Raw genomic sequence first — 14,114 nt, forward strand, 5'->3', positions numbered from 1 at the left:
ACGGTCAGCGTCCCTCCATCTGGTCGCCCGAAATCCAGCCGTCGCCGCCGGGCAGTCCGTGTAGGAGCGCGTCTCCGGTCTTTCCGGAGAAGAGGTGCGCTCGCGTTCGGTCGATGACGACTTCGACGCGCTCGTCGGCCTCGATGTCGGCGTCCGGGTCGACGCTCATCAGGAGTTGCGAATCTGCATCCGGGTCCATGCCCTCGACCGAGCGACCCTCCGGCGTGAGGTAGACGAAAATCTCGTCGCCCATCGGCTCGAGCACGTCCGTCTCCATCGCTATCGGCTCCGTTTTGGCGGGCACGTCACCGGCGGCTTCGGCGAGGTGCACGTCCTCCGGACGCACGCCGAAAGTAAACTGGTCGCCTTCGTCGGCGTCGAGCGGTGCATCGTCGAGTGAGACGTCGAACACCTCGGTTTCGAGCGTGTCGCCGTGAACCGTCCCGTCGAGGAAGTTCATGCTCGGCGACCCGATGAACCCGGCGACGAACCGGTTTGCCGGTTCGTTGTAACAGTCGAGCGGGGGCGCACATTGCTGGAGTTCGCCGTCGTTCAACACGGCGATGCGGTCCGACATCGTCATCGCTTCAGCCTGGTCGTGGGTGACGTAGATGATAGTCGTGTCGAGTTCCTTGTGCAATCGCTGGAGTTCCGTCCGCATGTGGACGCGGAGTTTGGCGTCCAGATTCGCGAGCGGTTCGTCCATCAGGAACACGGCGGGTTCGCGCACGATGGCGCGGGCGATGGCGACGCGCTGGCGCTGGCCGCCGGACATCTCGTCGGGCATCCGGTCTAACATCCCTTCCAGCTGGACGATTTCCGCGGCACGTTCGACGCGGCGGTCGATTTCCGCCTTGTCGTACTTGCGAAGGCGGAGGCCAAACGAGATGTTGTCGTAGACGTCCATGTGGGGGAACAGCGCGATGTTCTGGAACACCATCGCGATGCCCCGGTCCTTTGGCGGGAGGTTCGTGACCTCGTGACCGGCGATGGCAATCTCGCCGTCTGACGGCATCGTCAGCCCGGCGATCGTTTCGAGCGTGGTCGATTTGCCACAGCCAGACGGTCCGACGAGCGTGACGAACTCGCCGTCTTCGATTTCTAGGTTCACATCGTCGACGGCGACGACGTCGCTGTACTGCTTTGCTACGCTATCGAGTGTGACTTTTCCCATAGTGAATCACTCCTTGAGTGCCCCCGAGGTGAGGCCGCTCACGATTTTTTCCTGTGCGACGACGACGAGAATGGCGACGGGGAGCACGCCGACGATGCTCGCGGCGGCCATGAGATTGTACGGCGTCTCGTGGTGGCCGCGGTAGCCGAGAATCCCCTCGACGATGGGTGCCCAGTTCTGCCAGGCGCCGTTGGTCATCAGCGAGGAGAAGAAATACTCGTTGTAGACAGTGATGAACGTGAGCACGCCAGCAGTTGCAATGCCGGGTGCAGAGAGGGGCACGATGACGCGGGCGAGTGCGCCGAGTCGGGTCGTCCCTTCGATTCTCGCGGCGTCCTCTAGGCCGTCCGGAATCTGGCCGTAGAACGTGGTGAGGATGAAGATAGACAGCGGCAAGAACAGCGCGCTGAACGGCATCACCATCGGCCACGGGGAGTTGTAGAGGTCCGGACTCTGGAGGCCGATGGTAATGGCGGACGTCTGGAAGTAGAGCGCCTTCCCGCCGGTGAACAGCGAGAACAGCGGCAACAGGAACGCCGCGGGCGGGAAATAGGAGATGGCCAGGATGACGAGCATGAGTGGCTTCTTCCCCGGGAAGTCGAGGCGGCCGAACACGTAGCCCGCGAGGCTCGCGAGCACGAGGACGATGATGGTCGTCGCCGTGGCGATGAGCAGGCTGTTGATGACGAACCGGTGGAACGGTATTGCCTGGAACACCTCGACGAACGCGCCGACGTTGGTTCCCTTCGGTAGGAGGCCCATGTCCACGATTTGCTCGTTCGGCGTGAGCGCGAGGACGACGAGCCAGTAGAACGGGAACAGCGTCGTGACGAGGAAAAAGCCGGTCACGAGGTAGAACATCGCCTGATAGACGTTTTCTGGATTCGATATCGAGCGGTTGACCCACGACTCGAACGGGCCGCGTTTTAGATCTGCGGTGTCGGTTGTGGGTGTGGTGTCTGTATCCTGTGACATGAGTTAGTCACCTCCGACCGAACTGCGAGCGAACTTCGCGATGTACACGGAGACAGCGACGCCGATGATGGCGGCGGTCACGAACGCGACGGTCGCGGCCGTGCCAATCTGTCGCTGGCTGAACCCCGCGACGACCATACAGGAAAGTGACGGCACGGTCTGGCAACTCGACACGGAATCGATGATGCCGTACACCCGCATCGCCGCGATGGTGCGAAACAGCATCGCGATGAGGACCGTCGGCAACACGAGCGGGAGCGTAATCAGCTTGAACTGTTGCCACTTCGACGCGCCGGCCACGCGAGCGACTTCGTACAGGTTGCGGTCGATGCTCTGGAGGCCCGCGAGGATGAGCAGGGCCATGAACGCCGAGGTCTTCCACACGTCGGCGACGATGATGATGAGCATCGTCTCGCCCGCGTTAGCGAGCGGCGTCTTGCCGAAGATGCCGAGTTGCTGGAGAATCGTCTGCTGAGCGTCGCCGATGAGGAAGCCGATGTTCGGCTGGAACAGCAGGTAGAAAATCATCCCCTGGATGACGACGGGCACGGCCCACGGGATGATGATGGCGACGCGAACCCACCGACGGCCCGTAAAGTCCTGGTCCAGAACGAGCGCCTGACCGAAGCCGATGATGGTCTCGAAGAAGACGCTCACCACGGTGAACACGAGCGTCGCGCCGAGTGCCGTCGTGAACCAGCCCGTGACGTACGGGAACGTCCCCGTCAGCTTCGGCAGGAACGGCGCGGGCAGTGCGTAGGATTTCTGTCCGGTGAACAGTTCGACGTAGTTCTGGAGGCCGACGAACGAGCCGAGTTGGGCCGACCCGGTGAGGTTGTCCGCGAACAGCGACATGCGGAACGTGCTGAGCAGCGGCCAGAGCGCGATGACGGCGAGCAACAGCAACGCCGGCGTGAGCAGGAGGTAGGCGAACTGCGTCTCGCTTAACCCCTCCATCCAGCGCACTGCTGCGACGTAGGGGCCACTCCGGTCGCTGTCCCGGGGGCCGTCGTATGAATCGGTTTGTGTAGCCATGGGCGGGTTCTGGAGATTACTCGCCCTGACCCGCTTTCTGCTCGATCGTTTCGAGCGACGATTTGATTTCCTCGGTTGCGTCCTCGGGTGCGACTTCGCCGGCGATACAGGCGTTTATCCGGTCTGCAATCTTCCCCTTCTGCTGGGGCCAGACGACCGTCGTCGGACGCGGGATGGAGTTCTCCGCGGCGATTTTGAGGGTGTCCATGTACCGGCCCATGACGGGGACCTCCTTTGCCTTCTCCGAGTTGAACAGCGACGGAATCGGTGGCAACAACCCCATGATTTCCAGTAAATCGAGGCGGAACTGCTCGTTCATGAGCGCCTTAATGACTTGCAACGAAGCGGCCTTCTTTTTCGAATTCGGATTCATCGAGACGTGCCACCCGCCAAGCGAGGAGGTGTGCCCGCCGATGTTCTCGTAGTTCGACTCGGATTCGCTCACGGCGTGGGGAATCGGCATGATGCCGAGGTCCTCGCCGAACGCTTCCTCCTTGCCGTTTATCTTGATGGCGTAGGCCCAGTTGCGGTGGGCGACCGCCTGGCCGTTCGTGAAGGGCTTTCGCGATGGTTCCTCCGACCACTGGAGGACGGCGTTCGGGGCGAACCCGCCCGCGTAGCCTTCCATCGCGTGTTCGTCGTCCGCGCCGTGAACGAACGTCCGAATCATGCGCAGTGCGTCGTTGACCGGTTTCTCGTCCACCGTGATGGGGCGTTCGCCGACCGGGCCAAACAGGTTCTGCGTCCCGCCGAAGTACGCGCCACCCCAGCTGTGCATGAACTCGGGGAAGGTACAGCACGCGAGCCCTTCGTACACCTTCGCCTGGAAGGAAAAGCCGTACTTGGTCCCTGTCTGTTCTTTCGTTTTGGAGATAACTTCCGAGAACTGCTTCCATGACATACCCTCTTTTGCCCAGTTTTCACCCTCCGGATCGTACCCCGCTTCCTTCACGAGGTCTTTTCGGTACAGAATGGTCGCCACGGAGGGAAACAGCGGAATCCCGTAGAGGTCGCCGTCCATCTTCGCGGACTCGACCATCCGCGGGAGGTACTCGTTTTCGACCGGATCTATCATCTCCGCGGGGAGCGTCGCAGAGAGGTTCTGTAACTGCCCCCGGGCGATGAACGGAATCGTCCATCCGCTGTCCATCATCAGGAGGTCCGGCTCGCTCTGTCCCGCACGCAACCACTGCTGGTACTGAGACTGGCGCTTGTCCGTAACCTGCGATCCGGCGAGGATGTCGACGGTGATGTTGTCGGGAAGGCCCGCTTCGTGGAGCGCCGCCTTCACCTTTGGTGCGTTGTCCTTCATCCGGGAGTCTGCGGCCCACTGGACGGTCACCTCCTCCGTCGGCGCGGTCGTGTCGATGGGGGTTTCGGTATCGCCCCCGTTTCCTTTCGGTTTATTCTGATTTGCACCCTCTTTCGGGTCGGTAGTGATGCACCCGGCGACGCCCGCGACTGTCCCGGCAGCGCCCGTGTACTTCACGAACTCTCGGCGCGAGAGCCTGCGACGACGTTGATTCTGGCTACCATCTACCATGGTCGTTCATCAAAATGTGACAATCCATTATATAGCTTATGTCTTTTACTACTGTAGTTGTAAATAAATATTATTTACATGCATAGCTCCGCAGTCTGCTAATTACGACAATACTGTGTCAATAGTTGTATTCTTACAATGGCTAAATCAAACGTCTTTTGGCTACCGAATCAAGCTAAATCCCTACCATTGAAGGGCGTCACCCCAGAGGCAGTCACTATGGAACACCGCGACCGCCTCGACGCGTACCTCGCCACACGCGACCTCGAGGAACTCTGGTTCGCCCACCCGGCCTCGTTCGCGTGGCTGACCGGCGGAGACAACGTCGTGGACGCCCACGCTCCCGTCGGCGTCGCCGCCGCCGGCTACGACGGCGACCACGTCGAAGTGGTCACGAACACCATCGAGGCAGAGCGCCTCGCGACCGAAGAACTCCCCTCCGAGACGCTCGTCACGGCCTACGACTGGCACGAGTGGTCGCTCGCCGAGATGGTCCAGGCCCAGTCGAACGCCCCAGCAGCCGCCGACTTCGACGTTCCCGGGTTCGATTCACTGGACGCGAGTGCCCTGCGCCAACCACTCACCGAGGCAGACGTGGCCCGCTACCGGTCGCTCGGACGGGACACCGCCGCCGCCGTCGAGTCGGTCTGTCGCGACACCGACTCAGAGATGACCGAACAGGCCGTGGTGGCGGACCTCCGCCACACACTCGCCCAGCGGGGAATCGACGCTCCCGTCGCGCTCGTCGGTAGCGGGTCGCGTGCACCGCGCTACCGCCACTACACGCCAACCGAGACAGCACTTGGCTCGTACGCGCTCGTCTCCGTGACCGCAACGCGCGACGGACTCTACGCGAGCACCACCCGGACCGTCGCATTCGACCCGCCTGAATGGCTGCAACGTCGCCACGAACAGGCGGCCCGTGTCCAGACCACCGCCCTCGCCGCGACCCGCGAGACCGGCCGAGATGGGGGGACGGCTGGTGCGGTGTTTTCGGACATTCAAGCCGCCTACGCCCGTCTTGGACACGACGGCGAGTGGGAACACCACCATCAGGGCGGCGCGGCGGGCTACGCGGGCCGCGAGTGGATTGCGACGCCGGACTTCGACGAACCGGTGTCTCTGCCCATGGCCTACGCCTGGAATCCGACGATTCAGGGCGCAAAAAGCGAGGACACGTGGCTCGTGACCGAAGACGGCTTCGAGTGCCTCACCCGTACCGGCGAGTGGGAGACGACGCGACGCGACGCCGTCGGGTACGACTGCCGACTCGACCACCCGGACATCCTCACCCGCGCGTGAACCTGCAGCAACGACATCTTTTTCGCACTACTCCGCGCCTTTCAAGCTATGTTCCCCGAGGAATTCGAGACCGAGCGCCTGCGATTCGTTCAGGTCTCTCTCGACACGGTTGACCCCCTCGAACTCTACCCCTATCACTCGACGGAGGAAGGTATCGAGGAGGCGACCCAGTACATGTCGTGGAACCCCCACCAGACGCTCAAGGACACGTGGGATTTCGTGAAGCAGGTCGGTGACGCCGTCGAGGCCGGAAACGGCGCCGTATACGCCCTCTACCCGAAAGAATCAGAGAATGGGGCGGGTGAGTTCGCGGGCACGACTGGCCTCCACTGCGACTGGGACAAGCACACCGCCCGGTTCGGTATCTGGCTCAGAAAGACGTTCTGGGGCCGGGGCTACTCCGGCGAGCGGGCAACGAAACTCATGGAGATTGCCTTCGAGGACTTGGACCTGGACCTCGTCGCCGTCGAACACGCCGTCGAGAACGAAAAATCGAGGCGCGCCATCGAAAAGTACGTCGCCGCCCACGGTGGTCGCCTCGACGGAATGATTCGAAACCACCTCGTCCTCGACGGCGAACCCCACGACGGGCTGCGCTACAGCATCTCGCGCGAGGAGTGGGAGGCGAGCAGATGAGCCACCTGTTCCCGGACGAACTGAAGTCAGAACGCCTCACCTTCCACAGACTCAGCCGTGACAACCTCTCGGTTCGGGAATTCTACGACGCCTGCAAGCAATCCCCGGAGATGGAGACAGTGACCGAGTACATGCCGTGGGAACCCCACCAGACGATGAAGCCGAGTCGCGAGTTCCTCGAACGCCGCGAGAAGTTATGGGACGAGGGCGACGAGGCGACGTACTTCATCGTCCCGAAGGCTGGCGAAGACGGCGCGGGCGAGTTCGCGGGCGTGGCGACGCTCCACTGCCACTGGGACCGCCGCGTCGGCGGCCTCGGAACGTGGTTGAAAAAGGCCTACTGGGGGCGGGGCTACTCCGGTGAACGCGCCGGCGTGCTCATGGAACTCGCCTTCGAACGCCTCGACTTGGACTACGTGGAGGTCACCCACCACGCGGAGAACACGAAATCACAACGGGCCATCGAGAAGTACATGGCCGCCCACGGCGGTCAGCAGGACGCCATCCTGCGAAACTGGTTGCCCTACTCCGACCACGTCGCAGACGAGGTGTACTACTCGGTGAGTCAGGACCAGTGGCGCGAGGCGGTCTCGGCGGAATCATGAGGTCCCTGTTCCCGACCCGTGCCGAAAGCGACAGGCTTCGCTACGAACCGCTCCACGAGTCGCGTTCGCCGATGGAGTTGTACGAACTGCATCGCTCCGGCGAACTGGACGCGGTGATGCGTCCGCTCGGAGACCGCGTTCACGAAACGCCAAAACAGAGCCTCGACGAACTGACCGCCGTCCGCGAGAAGTGGGAGTCGGGCGACCGCGCGACCTACGCCATCGTGCAGCGGGCTGACGACGAGTTCGTCGGCGTCGCGGAACTCTGGCTGGAGTGGGACAAACGCACGGCGTCGTTCGGCACGTGGATTCGGAAACCGTTCTGGGGGCAGGGCTACTCCGGCGAACGCGCTGGCGTTCTGCTCGCCATCGCGTTCGACTGGCTCGATTTAGCCTTCGTGTCCGTCGGCCACGAACCCGACAACGACCAGTCGAGACGGGCCATCGAGAAGTACGTCGCCGCCTACGGGGGACAACAGGACGCCGTCTTGCGAAACTGGCTCCCACCAGGCGACACCGGCGGCCCCCGCGACCTGCGCACCTACAGCATCTCGCAGTTGCAGTGGCGCGAGGCTGTTACGGAGGCGGAACTGGCGAAGCTTCAGCTCGAACGCTAGCGCGGCAGGTAGTCGCGCGCTACAACTCCCGACAGACCAGTTCGCCCCAGTGGGCGAACTCGTGGCGGTCGTAGAACGCTTGCGCCCGGTCGTTTTGACGGTCCACGTCGAGGACGATTCGGTCGAGTGGGAGGTCCTGATCGCGGGCAAGCGCCAGTGCTCCCGCCATCAGGTCGTCGGCGACGCCCGTGCCCCGGTGTGCTTCGGCGACGAACAGTTCGTTGAGCACCGCGGCGTCCCAGATCATCGCCATCGTCTCGGGGAGGACGAACACGTAGCCGACGAGTTCGCCGTCCACCTCGGCGACGGTGATGCAGCGTTCGTCAGACTCGCAGCACCGCGCCGCCCACGACAGATACCGCTCTCGGTACTCGTCGGTGAGTTTTCCCTCGTACAGCTCCAGTTTGTCGTCGCCACCGGTCTCGCTGCCGAGGCCGAGTTCGAACTGTCGTTTCAGTGCCCAGAACCCATCGCGGTCGGTTGCGGGGTCGTACGGTCGAATCATACCAGTTCTCTCTCGGCAGGGGAGTCAAACCTTTGGCTCCTCGCGGAGTCGTCCCCACAGCACGATGCAACTGGTTACGATGAGCAGGAGTTGCCAGCCCGATTGGGCGACCGGGAAAATGCGGTCCACCCCCTCCGGTTCCGCCCCGCGATTCGGGTCGATACCGCTGTTGACGTGGACTTCGCTCGACGACCCAATCGCGCCGGGGTCGGGACTGCCAGTCGAGAAATCGACGAACGTCTGGACGAGGCCCCGGTTGGTCGAGTAGATGAGTTCCCCGGAGACGCGGTAAAACTGGTCGTGAACCGGATAGAACACGTTCGCTCCGGCGGTAAAGAGGTCGAGGCCGATACCCGCAACGGCGAAGGCGACGATGCTCACCCACGCCACCCGGACGCCGCGACGCCCCCACCGCTCCGCGAGCCACGAGGACTCCCGGCGGGTGTCGAGGTAGACGACGCCTGCTGCCGCGAGCGGGATAAGGAAGGTGTGCAAGACCGACCGGTGACCGCCGTCTACGAAGAATCCGGCGAACACGTCGAGGTCAGGAATGATTGTCACGCCGAGAACGACAGCGAGTGCCCGCCGGTCGAAGGCATCCCCGAGCAAGCCGGCGGCCAGCAGTCCAGCGAGCGCGAGGTGGACGACGGTCGAAGGCATGTCAACTCGTACCACTCGCGTCGCCCTGAGCATTTCGAACGAAACGTCGAAATCATTATCCGTCGAACGACGAAGGCCTACTTCAATGACCGAACGCGGCCCGCGGCGGGACCTCGCCGAGAAGATTGCCGGCGAAATCACGCTCAGCGACGACCCCGGCGCGACGCTTCGAAAGTGGCGCACCGATTTCGACGTTTCCCAGACCGACCTCGCCACCCAACTCGACGTCTCCTCCTCCGTCATCTCTGACTACGAGAGTGGCCGGCGAAAGAGCCCCGGCATCGGCGTCATTCGGCGCATCGTCGAGGCGCTCATCGCCATCGACGAACACCGCGGCGGTGGCCGCGTTCGTCAGTATGCCCGCGTCATCTCCGCCGGGTTCGAAAGCGACATCGTCCAGGACTTACGTGAGTATCCGACGACCATCCCGCTCACAAAATTCTACGACGCCATCGACGCGACGGAGGTGGCCACGGGGAAGCAGGATACCATCGCCGGACACACCGTGGTCAACAGCATCGAGGCCATCACCCGCCTGTCGAGCGAGGAGTTCTACCGGCTCTACGGACAGAGTACGAACCGAGCACTCGTCTTTACGCACGTCACCCGTGGAGAGTCGCCACTCGTCGCCATGCGCGTCGTCACGCCGACGCCGAACGCGGTGGTCCTCCACGGACTCACGGAGGACGACCTCTGGGAACACGCACCCGCCCTCGCTCGCATCGACGGCTTCTCGCTCGCGGTGACGACCAAGGACTTAGGCGATATGCTAGACGCGCTTCGCCAACTCCCCTAGAACTGGCGCTCTGCGTCTCGCAACCCCTTCGCGATCGCCTCGCGCATCTCCTCGTTCAACTCCTCGACTTCCATCATCACGTCTTCCGTGAGGACCTCCTCCGGTTCCATGTTCTCGCGCTCTGCACGCTGGCGCGCGCGGTCGACGGCGTCGTAGGTGACTGTCCCGACGAGGTCGTCACCCTCGAGGACGAGCGCCTGGTCGACGCTATAATTGTCCATCAGTTCCCCCGCCCGGACCACGGATGTCCGGGGCGAAACGGTCACGAAATCTCGGCTTCCGATACGGACGTGTTTGCCAGTCATGGGTAGGTTTCTGGGATGAGTGTCCCAGCGTAGGTGACACTTGGGCGGCTTGGGGTAAGAAGTAATGGTGGGATGGGGCATTTGCAGACTGCACCGCTTGCTCGCTGCGCTCGAAAAATCTGACCTGTGAAGCGTCGCTTCACAGGGTCAGCGAGACGCGGTGCGTCTCGCCCGACCCCAAAAAAGGGGAAAAGTCGGATTGAAGCTTACTCGACGAACCGGTACTTGCGCTCGTTCATGCGACCCCAGCCGTCGAACACGAATTCGTTTTGCGGGGCCGTGAACTCCTCTACGTCGACGTCCTTCTCGTGGTTGTGGACGTCGTGGATGTGCTCGTAGTCGTCGAAGCTAATCTCGTAGCGCGATTCGAGCTGGTCCATGATGTCCATCGCCTCCATCTCCTCCTTCCAGCCTTCCTGGACGATTTCGGAGTGGACCTCAGCCTGTGCGCCACTGCCGTAGGACCCGACGAGGAGTTGTTCGCCGGTCATGTCCGTGCCGGCTTCGAGGGCCTTGAGCAGGCCGCTGACGCGGGCGACGTGGACCGACCCGGTGTACCAGTTGCCGACGTGGCGTGCGAGGTAGAGCGTTGGGTCGACAGTCTCTGCGTACCAGGTCTGGTAGGCGTCGGTGCCCTTCAGGTCGTCCATGTACGCGCGGATGGCCTCGGTGTAATCTTCCTCCGAGTCGAACTCTTCTTCGCGTGGCTGGCGGCCGATTTCCGGCGCAAGTTCGTCCTCGACCTCGGTGTCGCGAATGATGTGGCGGAAGCCGAGCAGTGCGGCCTTGCGGACCATTCCGGGGAACGGCGTGTGGAATGGCGCGAGGGCAACGTCGTCGAGTTCGACCTTCCCGGCGACCGATTCGTAGTCTTCGAGCGCCTCGCGCATTCGGGCGAGGTAGACCTGCACCGAGCGCTTGCCGTCCACGCTCGGGAACTGCTGGTTCGGCTTCAGGAAGTCCGTCTCGTCTGCGCTGCCGAAGCCCTGCTCTGCGCTGAGCGAAACCAGTGACGGGTCCTCGCTGATGAGCATGGCCACCGCGCCAGCGCCCTGGGTCGCCTCACCGGGGTCGCCACGGGCGTAGAGGGCCGTGTCCGTGGCGATGACGATGGCCGAGCGGCCGCGGTTGCGGCCAGCGCGAATCCAGTTGTACGCGTCGTCGATGGACTGGGTCCCCGCGACGCAGGCGAACTTGCGCTCGCCCTTGTTCGCGTGGTGGAAGTCGCCGTCGAACACCTGTTCGAGACACCCGGCGATGTACGTCGAAACGGGCTTCGAGTTGTCGAACGCACTCTCCGTCGCGACGTCAATGCGACCGATGTCCTCGGGCGTGAGGCCCTTTCGCTCCATCAGCTTGTAGGCAGCGTTCGCCCCCATCGTCACGATGTCCTCGTACACGTCCGGGAAGGAACTCGCGTGGAGGCCAAGCCCCTTCGTGTACTTTTCGGGGTCGTCGCCCATCTCAGGGGCGAAGACCTCCGCGAGGTCCATTTTCAGCTTACCCGTGTAAATTTCAACCGCGTCAATCCCGACTTTTGTCATGGCTGTATCCTGTGTAGACCAGGTATATGTGTTTGTCGACTGGACTATCGACAGGTGTCGAAAAATACGCTATGTCACGGCATGGGCATCGTGCCTGACTGGTTGGGTTACGCCTCTAATCTCAGTTGTAGGAATTGATCAGAATCGTCGTTCAGGCTTTATCAGGTGCAAGGAAGTACGTTGCACTTTCACCGTTGGAGAAGGTGACCGAAACGACGATGAAATCGCCCTCTTTCACGTCGTGCTGCTTAGATTGCTTCGTATCTCCCCAAAATTCTAGTTGAACTCTGGTTGTGGCATCGTTTCCAGGCAACCCGATTTCTGGAGATAAATCGACGAATTCTCCTCTCACTTTCAAGGTAGTTCCACCGGAACCATCTGCTTGCCGAATTTTCGCATTATCGACCTCACCACTACCAGTCCCCGCGTCGTAGTAGAAACTGATTCGTGCCGAGGTGATTTGTGTTGTACTTGACCCCGTATTTTGGAGGACAAATTCTAGAATACTCTTGTCGCCGCCAATACCGTACTCAGAATCGAGCAGTCGAATATCCCCTGATTCACTCGGGTTAATCGCGTCCGTACCATCGTCATCATCGCCACCAGCCCCCGCACCGTCGCTCACGGTCACGTCGAACGTCACGTGCTCGTAGGCCTCATCGTCGTCGAGAATCGAGACGGTCGCCGAATCGGACCCCTCCGAACTCGGTGCGGTGTACTCGAACACCATCTCGCCGTTCTCGTCGGTCGCTTCCGTCACCGGTTCAAGATTCGATTCGCTCTCGTTCACGACGAGCCCGCTCACCGGGTTGTTGTACTGGTCTTTGACCGTCACGGTGAACCGCTCGGTCGCGCCGGGTGCGACCGTCGGATTGGGCGTGTCCGTGGTGACGTACGTCGCGCCCTCTTCTTCGACCTGCGTCCCGACGCCGACCTTTGCGAGGCGGAGGTTGTACGTCTCGTCGCCCGTGAGCACGAGGGAAATCGTGCTCGGACTACCGGCGGTGTAAGTTGTCTCGTCTAAGTCAACGTACCCACCGTTTGCCACCGACTGGTCTTCGAGCGTCTCCATCCACTGCTCTTCGCTCATGCGCGTCGGAATCGTGATGGTCACCGGTTCGTCGGGCGCGGTGTTCGTCACCGCCACCGTCTCGGAGGAGACGCTCACCGGTCGGGCGTTGAGCGTGACGCTCCCAGAGGTCGATTCCTGGTAGGAGCCATCAAGGGTGATGAGCGTAATCTGTCGCCCGTTGACGATGCTCTGGTCTGCGAGGATGGTGTTGCGCGAGTCCTCGAACTGGTTGTAGAGCAGCGAGTGTTCGTACACCGTGTTCGGGGCGTTCTGGTACTCGTTGTAGGTGGGCCGGTACTGGAGGCCATTCGTCTCGTACTCGTGAGTGGTCCCAGAGCTCCAGTATGCGTTCTCGCCCACCGAGACGGCGTTCTCGATGGTCACGGTTCCGAGCGAGACGGTTTCGAGTGTCCCCCCCGGTGGCCCCGGATTCACTGCGAAGACGCGCTCGTCGTATTGGGTGCCGAGGGTGATGGAGACGGGTTGTTCGGTCCCCGTCGCCGCCGTCCGAACGATGGCGTTTCGCATGTCCTCCAGTTGGTCTAACACCCGGAGGTTGTGGTTGAACTCGACGTCCTTGTTGTTTTGCGGGACGACGTTCGCCTGATACAGCGAGAGTGCGATGATAAGTGTCGCAAAGAGGAGTATTGCACCTATCTGAATTGCCTGCCCCCGGCTGTCGCCCCACAGTCGCATGGGCTATGTCCGCGCGGGATAGATAAAAAGTCTCTGTCGAATGACTGTCCAGAAAAGCGAGTTATTCGTCGTCTTCTTCGACGACTTCGGGGTCGCTCATCGCGTTGTGGAGGCTGTCGAGGCCGTTTACCCACTCGGCGACGAGGCCGTATTCGATTTCCTCCGCGACAGAGAGGTCCAAGTCGTTGCCGTCGATGATGCGCGTCCCGGCCTGCACGCAGTATCCGAGCGCGGCATCAAGGTCGTCCTCTGCCTCCGCGTCGCCCGCGGCGAGGATGTACTCCTCCACGCTCGCGTCCTCGGCCGCCCCGTCGAGGATGTACTGCTCTGCGGCGTAGAACACGCAGAGCAGGGACGTCTGGACCCCATCGACGAGCATGACCTTTTCCTCGTCTTCGAACTCGACGTCCGCGAGGACGATGTCGCGAATCTTCCCGAGTTCTTCCTGCGCGGTGTCCGCGTCGATGTCACCGTCGTCGTAACTGGTCACGACCTTCACGATTGCGATGGCCGTGTCGTCCTGCAGGTTGAGCAGCAGGCGTGCTGAGTCTTCGTCTTCTGGGTCGATGTCCTCTTCTTTGATCCGGTCCAGCCAGTTCTGCCACCGGTCTTCGGTGTAGAACTCTCCAGGGGGCGTGCTCATACCGAG

Annotated in this window: 15 protein-coding genes; 5 read left to right on the forward strand and 10 right to left on the reverse strand. The window is 62.1% G+C overall.

Features of this window, described 5'->3' with window-relative positions; translation table 11 throughout:
- Positions 1 to 4: 4 nt before the first annotated feature.
- The 4 genes from P1M51_RS03520 to P1M51_RS03535 form a co-directional block, all read right to left on the reverse strand.
- Positions 5 to 1,174, reverse strand: coding sequence for an ABC transporter ATP-binding protein (locus P1M51_RS03520; RefSeq protein ID WP_276246811.1), 1,170 nt, complete (start codon positions 1,172 to 1,174; stop codon positions 5 to 7).
- Positions 1,175 to 1,180: 6 nt separating this feature from the next.
- Positions 1,181 to 2,149 (reverse strand): carbohydrate ABC transporter permease, encoded by a 969-nt coding sequence (locus P1M51_RS03525; protein WP_276246812.1) that lies wholly within the window; start codon positions 2,147 to 2,149, stop codon positions 1,181 to 1,183.
- 3 nt (positions 2,150 to 2,152) lie between these two features.
- Positions 2,153 to 3,106 (reverse strand): carbohydrate ABC transporter permease, encoded by a 954-nt coding sequence (locus P1M51_RS03530; protein ID WP_369685114.1) that lies wholly within the window; start codon positions 3,104 to 3,106, stop codon positions 2,153 to 2,155.
- Positions 3,107 to 3,200: 94 nt separating this feature from the next.
- Complete coding sequence (locus tag P1M51_RS03535) at positions 3,201 to 4,727, reverse strand: extracellular solute-binding protein (protein ID WP_276246814.1); 1,527 nt, start codon at positions 4,725 to 4,727, stop codon at positions 3,201 to 3,203.
- A 219-nt stretch (positions 4,728 to 4,946) separates the two neighbouring features.
- On the opposite strand from P1M51_RS03535, the gene P1M51_RS03540 reads away from it, so the two are divergent.
- Genes P1M51_RS03540 through P1M51_RS03555 form a run of 4 tightly spaced genes read left to right on the forward strand, consistent with a single transcriptional unit; the run spans position 4,947 to position 7,887 of the window.
- Complete coding sequence (locus P1M51_RS03540) at positions 4,947 to 6,029, forward strand: Xaa-Pro peptidase family protein (protein WP_276246815.1); 1,083 nt, start codon at positions 4,947 to 4,949, stop codon at positions 6,027 to 6,029.
- Between the two features lie 48 nt (positions 6,030 to 6,077).
- Positions 6,078 to 6,665, forward strand: coding sequence for a GNAT family N-acetyltransferase (locus tag P1M51_RS03545; protein WP_276246816.1), 588 nt, complete (start codon positions 6,078 to 6,080; stop codon positions 6,663 to 6,665).
- Positions 6,662 to 7,270 carry a GNAT family N-acetyltransferase gene (locus tag P1M51_RS03550; protein ID WP_369685082.1) on the forward strand — a complete coding sequence of 203 codons (609 nt, stop codon included), beginning with the start codon at positions 6,662 to 6,664 and terminating at the stop codon, positions 7,268 to 7,270. The genes P1M51_RS03545 and P1M51_RS03550 overlap by 4 nt, the downstream gene beginning before the upstream one ends.
- Complete coding sequence (locus P1M51_RS03555; RefSeq protein ID WP_276246817.1) at positions 7,267 to 7,887, forward strand: GNAT family N-acetyltransferase; 621 nt, start codon at positions 7,267 to 7,269, stop codon at positions 7,885 to 7,887. The genes P1M51_RS03550 and P1M51_RS03555 overlap by 4 nt, the downstream gene beginning before the upstream one ends.
- A 19-nt stretch (positions 7,888 to 7,906) precedes the next feature.
- Here P1M51_RS03555 and P1M51_RS03560 read toward each other — a convergent pair whose 3' ends face one another.
- Positions 7,907 to 8,392, reverse strand: a complete 486-nt coding sequence (locus tag P1M51_RS03560; protein WP_276246818.1) for a GNAT family N-acetyltransferase — start codon at positions 8,390 to 8,392, stop codon at positions 7,907 to 7,909.
- Between the two features lie 24 nt (positions 8,393 to 8,416).
- Positions 8,417 to 9,052: a metal-dependent hydrolase gene (locus P1M51_RS03565; RefSeq protein ID WP_276246819.1), complete on the reverse strand. Its 636-nt coding sequence runs from the start codon at positions 9,050 to 9,052 to the stop codon at positions 8,417 to 8,419.
- Positions 9,053 to 9,137: 85 nt separating this feature from the next.
- Between P1M51_RS03565 and P1M51_RS03570 the strand changes: the two genes are divergently transcribed.
- Entirely contained in the window at positions 9,138 to 9,848 is a 711-nt protein-coding gene (locus P1M51_RS03570) for a helix-turn-helix domain-containing protein (RefSeq protein WP_276246820.1), read from the forward strand.
- Here the strand turns inward: P1M51_RS03570 and P1M51_RS03575 are convergent.
- The 4 genes from P1M51_RS03575 to P1M51_RS03590 all read right to left on the reverse strand — a co-directional run bounded on the left by P1M51_RS03575 (position 9,845) and on the right by P1M51_RS03590 (position 14,108).
- Positions 9,845 to 10,069 carry a hypothetical protein gene (locus P1M51_RS03575; RefSeq protein ID WP_276246821.1) on the reverse strand — a complete coding sequence of 75 codons (225 nt, stop codon included), beginning with the start codon at positions 10,067 to 10,069 and terminating at the stop codon, positions 9,845 to 9,847. The genes P1M51_RS03570 and P1M51_RS03575 overlap by 4 nt on opposite strands.
- 290 nt (positions 10,070 to 10,359) lie before the next feature.
- Positions 10,360 to 11,697 (reverse strand): hydroxymethylglutaryl-CoA synthase, encoded by a 1,338-nt coding sequence (gene hmgB / locus P1M51_RS03580; RefSeq protein WP_276246822.1) that lies wholly within the window; start codon positions 11,695 to 11,697, stop codon positions 10,360 to 10,362.
- Positions 11,698 to 11,848: 151 nt separating this feature from the next.
- Positions 11,849 to 13,465: an Ig-like domain-containing protein gene (locus P1M51_RS03585; protein ID WP_276246823.1), complete on the reverse strand. Its 1,617-nt coding sequence runs from the start codon at positions 13,463 to 13,465 to the stop codon at positions 11,849 to 11,851.
- A gap of 61 nt (positions 13,466 to 13,526) precedes the next feature.
- Positions 13,527 to 14,108, reverse strand: a complete 582-nt coding sequence (locus tag P1M51_RS03590) for a DUF2150 family protein (RefSeq protein WP_276246824.1) — start codon at positions 14,106 to 14,108, stop codon at positions 13,527 to 13,529.
- Positions 14,109 to 14,114: the final 6 nt, after the last annotated feature.

Origin of the sequence: Haladaptatus sp. QDMS2, assembly GCF_029338295.1 — an archaeon.
In the GTDB taxonomy this organism is placed as follows: domain Archaea; phylum Halobacteriota; class Halobacteria; order Halobacteriales; family Halococcaceae; genus QDMS2.